The organism is Caulobacter sp. (genome assembly GCF_049283275.1).
Taxonomy (GTDB): Bacteria; Pseudomonadota; Alphaproteobacteria; order Caulobacterales; family Caulobacteraceae; genus Caulobacter.
The window spans coordinates 1-7,731 of sequence record NZ_JBAPVS010000287.1 but is presented as its reverse complement, the minus strand read 5'-3'; the positions used below and the strand labels follow the sequence as shown (position 1 = coordinate 7,731).

The window sequence follows — 7,731 nt, the reverse complement described above, 5'->3', positions numbered from 1 at the left end:
TCTCCCTGATGATCGCGCGGGGCTCGGCGCGGACCGTGAACGTCCGGCCGGTTCGGCCGTCGCTCATAGGACGCACGAGGGCGGATCAAACCGACAGCGCCGGCGGATTTCGACCGCCCGCGCCACGGCGCACGCGCCCTAGACGTCTTCCAGCAGCGCCACGCCGGGCGCGGTCTTCAGGGCGCCGCGCAGGGCGGCGTCCAGGGTGTAGCGACCGGGCAGCTTCATCTCGATCTCGCGGCCGCCGCCCAGGGCGGCGATCAGGCTGACCTCGCCGCCGCGCGGCGAGGCGGCCGGCTCCAGCCGCTTGCGCAGGGCCTCGATCTCGGTGGCCGAGGGCGACAGGTGCAGGCGCAGGCCCGCCACCATGTTCTCGATGGCCTTCTCGATCGGCTCGGCGTCGTCGCCGAAGAACCGCACCTCGCCGTCGCGGGCCTTGGCGCGGACCTTGATCGACACCGCCTTGCCCGGCTCCAGCACCTCGCGGCACTTGCGCAGGGCCTCGGGCGGGAACAGCACTTCGTACTCGCCACTGGGATCGGACAGCGAAACGAAGGCGAAGCGCTCGCCGCTCTGCGAGGCGCGCTCCTGGCGGCGGCGGACCACGCCGCACATCCGGAAGGCCTCCATGCCCGCCTCGGCGCGCGGGATCACCTCAGTCAGCATATGGGTGCGACGGCGACGCAGCACGCCCACCAGGTCGTCCAGCGGGTGGCCGGTCAGGTAGAAGCCGACGGCGGCCAGCTCCTCGTCCAGCAGGTCGACCTGGCTCCAGGCCTCGGTCTTCTTCAGGCGCGGACGGCCGGCGGCCGGGTCGCCGCCGAACAGGGCGTGCTGGCCGCCCTGGCGATCGGCCGCGATGCTCTGGCCGTGGGCGATCAGCACGTCGGCCGAGGCGAAGATCTGGGCGCGGTTCTTGGACAGGGAGTCGAAGGCCCCGGCCCGGGCCAGGTTCTCGATCGCCCGCTTGTTGACCAGCTTGGGATCGACCCGCTCGACGAAGTCGAAGATGTCGCGGAACGGCCCGCCCTCCTCGCGGATGGCGACCAGGTGCTTCATGGCCTCCAGGCCGACGTTGCGCACGGCGCCCAGGGCGTACAGCACCTCGCCGTTCTCGACCTCGAAGTCGGCGCCCGAGCGATTGACGTCCGGCGGCCGCACGACGATGTCGAAACGCCTGGCGTCCTGGTGGAAGACCGCCAGCTTGTCGGTGTTCGACAGGTCCAGGCTCATCGACGCGGCCAGGAACTCGACCGGCGTATTGGCCTTCAGCCAGGCGGTTTGATAGGCGATCAGGGCGTAGGCGGCGGCGTGCGACTTGTTGAAGCCGTAGCCGGCGAACTTGGCCACCAGTTCGAAGATCGAGCCGGACTGCTCCTCCGGGACGTTCTTGTCCTTGGCCCCGGCGACGAAACGGATCTTCTGGAGATCCATTTCCTCCTTCTTCTTCTTGCCCATGGCCCGGCGCAGAAGGTCGGCTTCGCCCAGGCTGTAGCCGGCCAGGATCTGGGCGATCTGCATCACCTGTTCCTGGTAGACGATAACGCCGTAGGTCTCCTTCAGCACCACCTCCAGCGAGGGGTGCAGGTTGTCGACGGGTTTGCGGCCGAACTTGCAGTCCACGAAGGTGTCGATGTTGTCCATCGGCCCCGGTCGGTACAGCGAGATCAGCGCGGTGATCTCCTCGATCGAGCCGCAGCGCATCTTGCGCAGGGTGTCGCGCATGCCCTGGCTTTCCAGCTGGAACACGCCGACCGTCTGGCCGGAAGCGAGAAGCTCGTAGGTTTTGGCGTCGTCGAACGGCAGGCGGCTGAGGTCGATGATCTCGCCGCGCTTCTTCAGGTGCTTCACCGCCCGGTCCAGCACCGTCAGGGTCTTCAGCCCCAGGAAGTCGAACTTCACCAGGCCGGCGCTTTCGACCCATTTCATGTTGAACTGGGTGGCGGGCAGGTCCGAGCGCGGATCCTTGTAGAGCGGGGTCAGCTGAGTCAGGGGCCGGTCGCCGATCACCACGCCGGCGGCGTGGGTCGAGGCGTTGCGGAACAGGCCTTCCAGCTGCAAAGCAACGTCAAGGCAGGCCTTGACGTTGCCGTCCTCGTCGCGGGCCTGCTTGAGGCGCGGCTCGATGTCGATGGCCTGGGCCAGGGTCACCGGCGCGGCCGGATTGTTGGGCACCATCTTGCAAAGCCTGTCGACCAGGCCCAACGGCAGCTGCATCACCCGCCCGACGTCGCGCAGCACGGCGCGGGCCTGCAGGGAGCCGAAGGTGATGATCTGGGCCACGCGGTCGCGGCCGTACTTCTCCTGCACGTAGACGATCACCTCTTCCCGCCGCTCCTGGCAGAAGTCGATGTCGAAGTCGGGCATGGAGACCCGTTCGGGGTTCAGGAACCGTTCGAACAGCAGGCCAAAGCGCAGCGGGTCCAGATCGGTGATGGTCAGCACCCAGGCGACCAGCGACCCGGCGCCCGAACCCCGTCCCGGACCCACGGGAATGCCGTGCTCCTTGGCCCACTTGATGAAGTCCGACACGATCAGGAAGTAGCCGGGGAAACCCATCTTGATGATGATGGACAGCTCGAAGTCGAGCCGGTCCCAATAGACCTGCTCCTCGACCGCCAGATGGTCCAGGGCCGCCAGGCGCATCTTCAGGCCTTCCTTGGCCTGGTGGGTCAGTTCCTCAGGTTCGCTGCGGCCGTCGCCGGTGGGGAAGCTGGGCAGGATCGGGTCGCGCTTGTGCACCATGAAGGCGCAGCGGCGGGCGATGTCGAGGGTGTTGTCGCAGGCCTCCGGCAGGTCGGCGAACAGCTTGCGCATGTCCTCGGCCGGCTTGAACCAGTGCTCGGGGGTCACCCGCCGGCGCTCGTCCTGGCCGACGAAGGCGCCGTCGGAGATGCACAGCAGGGCGTCGTGGGCGTCGTACATCGCCGGCTTGGCGTAATAGACGTCGTTGGTGGCGACCAGCGGCGCGTCGTTCTCATAAGCCCAGTGGACCAGGCCCGGCTCGGCGGCGGCCTGGCGCGGCAGGCCATGGCGCTGCAGCTCGACATAGAAGCGGTCGCCGAACACCCGCTGCATCTCGGCCAGGGCCGCCTCGCCCTCGGCGGTCTTGCCGGCGGCCAGCAGGGCGTCGACGGGTCCGTCGACGCCGCCCGACAGCAGGATCAGCCCCTCGGCGTGCTCGACCACCTTGGCCCAGGGCACCACCGGCTCGGACATCTCGCCGCTTTCCAGATAGGCGATCGACGACAGTTCAGAGAGGTTCAGATAGCCCCGCTCGTTCTGGACCAACAGGGTGATGGTCGGCGTGCGGGCCCAGCGCTCGGTCGGCCCAGCGCCTACGCCCGACACCGCCAGGGCGCAGCCGATGATCGGCTGGACGCCATGGTCCTTGGCATAGACGGAATATTCCAGCGCCCCGAACAGATTGTTGCGGTCGACCAGTCCCGCCGCCGGCATGCCGGCGGCCGCGGCCAAGCCCGGGATCTTGTCGGCCTTGATGGCGCCTTCGAGCAGCGAATAGGCCGAGCGCACGCGAAGGTGGACGAACCCCTGCCCTTCATTGCCCGACATCACCGCACCTCATGGCTACACGACTCAAGCCACCAATTGGGCGACCTGGCACATCATCCAGACGAAGCTGGCGACAGATACAAGCGCCAAAGACTCACGCGCGATACGAACCATGGGGACCCTCCTGCGATCGTTGCTTGTTTGTTCTATATTCCACTTTTGTTCTCATGCGCAAGCGACCGTTGTTCGATTGCCAGATTTTTCGTCGCGCCCCTGCCCGGACCGGCAAAGCCGCGATTTCCGGTGGATTTGACGGGCGGATTGGGCCAGATCGCGCCATGCGACTGATCATCGACACCGACACCGCCGGGGACGACGTGTTCTCCTTGATGCTGGCCCTTCGCCGCCCCGGTGTGAGCGTGGAGGCCATCACCATCGCGCACGGCAATGTCGGCTTCGAACAGCACGCCGAGAACGCCCTGGTCACCGTGGAGGCCTGCGGGCGCGGCGGCGAGATCCCGGTCTATCTGGGCGCCCAGCGGCCGCTCGCCCGCGCGCCCCTGGACGCGGCCTATGTGTTCGGGGCCGACGGCATGAGCGACAGCGGCTTTGCCAAGACCGCCCAACGCCCAAGCCCCGGCCACGCCGCCGACGAGATCGTGCGGCGGGTGATGGATGCGCCCGGCGAGATCACCCTGATCGCCCAGGCCGCCCTGACCAACATCGCCCTGGCCTATCAACGCGAGCCGCGCATCGCCCAGGCCGTCAAACACCTGTGGATCATGGGCGGAACCGACAACGGCGTCGGCAACGTCACCCCGGCGGCCGAGTACAACCTCTATGTCGATCCGGAAGCCGCCAAGATCGTCATCAACGCCGGTTTCGCGATGAGCATCGTCACCTGGACGGAGACCCTGCGCGACGGCCTGCTGAACCTGGACCAACTAGCGGCGCTGGAAGCGATCGGCACGCCGCGCGCCAGGTTCTTCACCCAGGTCAACCGCACCTCCCTGGCCTTCGCCCAGGAAACCCAGGCCCTGGACGGCAGCCTGCATCCCGACGCCCTGACCTGCGCCGTGGCCCTGGACGAGCGCCTGATCCTGGACTCGGCGATGGCGGTGGTCGATGTCGAGACGATGGGCGAACTGACGCGCGGCTATCTCAGCGTCTCGCACCCCATCCTGCCGGACATCGAGTTGGCCGATCCGACGCTGAAACGCCGGCCGCCGAACGCCCGCGTGATCAAGAAGATCGACCAGGCCGGGTTCTACGCGGCCTTGCGCGACGCCTTGCTCTAGAAGGTCTGGGGCGCCAGGTGCCCGTCCTTCAGCGCGAAGACCCGGTCCATGTAGCGGGCCAGCTCCATGTTGTGCGTGGCGATCAGGGCCGCCACACCGCGCTTGCGGGCTTGCTCGTACAGCGCCTGGAACACCGCCGCCGAATTGGTCGGGTCGAGATTGCCGGTCGGCTCGTCTGCCAGCAACAGCTTTGGACTGTTGGCCAGGGCGCGGGCGATGGCCACCCGCTGCTGCTCGCCGCCGGACAGTTGGCCCGGCTGGTGGTTGAGCCGCTCGGCCAGGCCCAACTGGGTCAGCATCTCGGTGGCGCTGGCCCGAGCCTCGGCCTTGCTCCGACCGGCGATCATCGCCGGCATGGCGACGTTGTCCACGGCGCTGAACTCGGGCAGCAGGTGGTGGAACTGATAGATGAACCCCACGGTCGACAGCCGCACCTTGGTGCGCTGGCGTTCGGACAGCTTGGAGCAGTCGCGGCCGTCCAGGGCGATCAGGCCGGCATTGGGCTTTTCCAGCAGACCCGCCGCGTGCAGCAGCGACGACTTGCCCGAACCGGACGGACCGATCAGCCCGACCACCTCGCCCGGAAAGACGTCCAGGTCGACGCCGCGCAGCACGTTCAGCGCCCCGGCCTCGGTGACATAGGTGCGCTCGACGCCGCGCAGGGACAGGACGGGGTCACTCATAGCGAAGGGCCTCGACCGGATCGAGCCGCGAGGCGCGGATGGCGGGCGGCAGGGTGGCCAGGATGCTCATGGCCGTGGAGATGCCGACGATGCCGGCCACCTCGGTCCAATCGATCTTGGCCGGGATGTGGGCCAGGAAATAGATGTCGGCGCTGAACACCGCCGTGCCCGTCACCCATTCCACGAAGTTCTGGATGGCGGTGATGTTGGCGCAGAACAGCGTGCCCAGCAGCAGGCCCGCCAGGGTGCCCGACAGGCCGATCGAGGCGCCGGCCATGATGAAGATCCGCAGGATCGAGGACTGGCTGGCCCCCATGGTCCGCAGGATGGCGATGTCGCGGCCCTTGTTCTTCACCAGCATGACCAGGGCCGAGATGATGTTCAGGGTAGCGATGGCGACGATGAAGAACAGGATCAGCCGCATCACCTTGCGCTCGACCTGCAGGGCGTTGAAGTAGCTGGAGTTCTTGTCCATCCAATCCTGGACGAAGGCGCCCGGGCCGCTGGCCTGCTCGATGATCGGCTTGATCTCCTTGGCCTTGTCCGGGTCGGCGACCTTGATCTCCACATAGTCGATCGAGGTGTCGCGGCCGAAGAACAGCTGGGCCTGGGGCAGCGCCATATAGACGAAGCTCTCGTCGAACTGGCTCATGCCGACGCTGAAGATGCCGCCGACCGTGTAGTCCTTCTCGCGCGTCGAGGTCCCGAACGCCGTAGCCGGACCAGAGGGCGAGATCAAAGTAATGGCGTCGCCCACCGAGAGGCCAAGGTTGCGGGCCATGCGGTCGCCGATCAGCACGGTGTCGCCGCCGTACTCGCCCTCGCCGAACCCGGCCAGCGAGCCGCGCTTGATGTTGGACGAGATCATCTTCATGCCGCGCAGGTCGGCCGGGGTGACCCCGCGCACGATGGCGCCGGACACCTGGTTGGGGCCGATGACCATGGCCTGGGCCTCGACCATCGGCGCGGCCTGGGTGACGCCGCGCACGGCCTTGATGCGGGTGATGACGCCGTCGCGATCCGGCCCGTTCAGCAACGGACCCTGCGCATAGACATGGCCGTTGAAGCCCAGCAGCCGACCCAGCAGCTCGGCCCGGAAGCCGTTCATCACGCTCATCACGGTGATCAGGGCGAAGACCGCCAGCATCACCGCCGCGAACGAGATGACGGCGATCAGCGCCACGCCGCCGTTCTTGCGCTTGTTGCGCAGATAGCGCCAAGCGACGGTGCGCTCCCAGGTTCCGAACGGGCCCGCGCCGAGGGCCATCAGGCGGCCCGGTCCGAGAGCTGAGCGATCACATCGGCCAGCGAGGCGCTGTGGCGCTCGCCGGTCTTGCGGTTCTTGAGCTCGACCACGCCCTCGGCGATGCCCTTGGGACCGACGATCAACTGCCACGGCACGCCGATCAGGTCCATGGTGGCGAACTTGGCGCCGCCGCGGCTGTCGGTGTCGTCATAAAGCGGCTCGCGGCCGGCCGCCTCGAGCGCCTTGTAGGCGGTCTCGCAGGCCTCGTCGCAGGCGGCGTCGCCCTGGCGCATATTGATGATCCCGACGCCGAACGGGGCGACGGACTCCGGCCAGATGATGCCGCCCTCGTCGTGGCTGGCCTCGATGATCGCGCCCAGCAGGCGCGAGACACCGACGCCGTAGCTGCCCATCTGCACCGGCAGGTCCTTGCCGTCCGGCCCGGTGACCAGGGCCTTCATCGGCTCGGAATACTTGGTCCCGAACGAGAAGATGTGGCCGACCTCGATCCCGCGCGCCGACAGGCGGTCGCCCTCGGGAATGGCGGCGAAGGCGGCCTCGTCGTGCATTTCCTCGGTGGCGGCATAGAGCGCCGTGCGCTGGTTGACCAGCGGCTGCAGGTCGCCGAGCCAGTCGACGTCCGGACCGGGCGCGGCCATCTCGACCAGGTCCTTGTGGCAGAACACGGCGCTTTCGCCGGTGTCGGCCAGGACGATGAACTCGTGGGAAAGATCGCCGCCGATCGGGCCGGTGTCGGCGCGCATCGGCACGGCCTTCAGGCCCATGCGCGAGAACAGGTTCAGATAGGCCACGAACATGCGGTTGTAGGCCTTGCGCGCGCCCTCGGCGTCGAGGTCAAAGCTGTAGGCGTCCTTCATCAGGAACTCGCGGCCGCGCATCACGCCGAAGCGCGGGCGGGTCTCGTCACGGAACTTCCACTGGATGTTGTAGAGGTTCTTCGGAAGTTCCTTGTAGCTGCGCACATGGGCCC

The 7,731-nt window shown here is 67.6% G+C and carries 6 protein-coding genes; 1 reads left to right on the top strand and 5 read right to left on the bottom strand.

The window, feature by feature from the left end:
* Window positions 1-138: 138 nt before the first annotated feature.
* A complete protein-coding gene (dnaE, locus tag WAL33_RS16410) occupies window positions 139-3,573 on the bottom strand; it encodes a DNA polymerase III subunit alpha (RefSeq protein ID WP_422182595.1) in 3,435 nt (1,144 codons plus the stop codon).
* Between the two features lie 24 nt (window positions 3,574-3,597).
* Window positions 3,598-3,687: a cell division inhibitor SidA gene (gene sidA / locus WAL33_RS16405; RefSeq protein WP_035018457.1), complete on the bottom strand. Its 90-nt coding sequence runs from the start codon at window positions 3,685-3,687 to the stop codon at window positions 3,598-3,600.
* A 164-nt stretch (window positions 3,688-3,851) separates the two neighbouring features.
* Between sidA and WAL33_RS16400 the strand changes: the two genes are divergently transcribed.
* Window positions 3,852-4,811 carry a nucleoside hydrolase gene (locus WAL33_RS16400; protein ID WP_422182594.1) on the top strand — a complete coding sequence of 320 codons (960 nt, stop codon included), beginning with the start codon at window positions 3,852-3,854 and terminating at the stop codon, window positions 4,809-4,811.
* Here WAL33_RS16400 and WAL33_RS16395 read toward each other — a convergent pair.
* The 3 genes from WAL33_RS16395 to WAL33_RS16385 form a co-directional block, all read right to left on the bottom strand.
* On the bottom strand, window positions 4,808-5,494 hold the full coding sequence (locus WAL33_RS16395) for an ABC transporter ATP-binding protein (RefSeq protein ID WP_422182593.1): 687 nt from the start codon (window positions 5,492-5,494) through the stop codon (window positions 4,808-4,810). The two genes, WAL33_RS16400 and WAL33_RS16395, sit on opposite strands and share 4 nt — an antisense overlap.
* Window positions 5,487-6,761, bottom strand: coding sequence for a lipoprotein-releasing ABC transporter permease subunit (locus WAL33_RS16390; RefSeq protein ID WP_422182592.1), 1,275 nt, complete (start codon window positions 6,759-6,761; stop codon window positions 5,487-5,489). Before WAL33_RS16390 ends, WAL33_RS16395 begins: the two co-directional genes overlap by 8 nt.
* Window positions 6,761-7,731 (bottom strand): proline--tRNA ligase (locus WAL33_RS16385; RefSeq protein WP_422182591.1); only part of this gene is annotated, 971 nt, incomplete at its 5' end. The genes WAL33_RS16390 and WAL33_RS16385, both read right to left, overlap by 1 nt.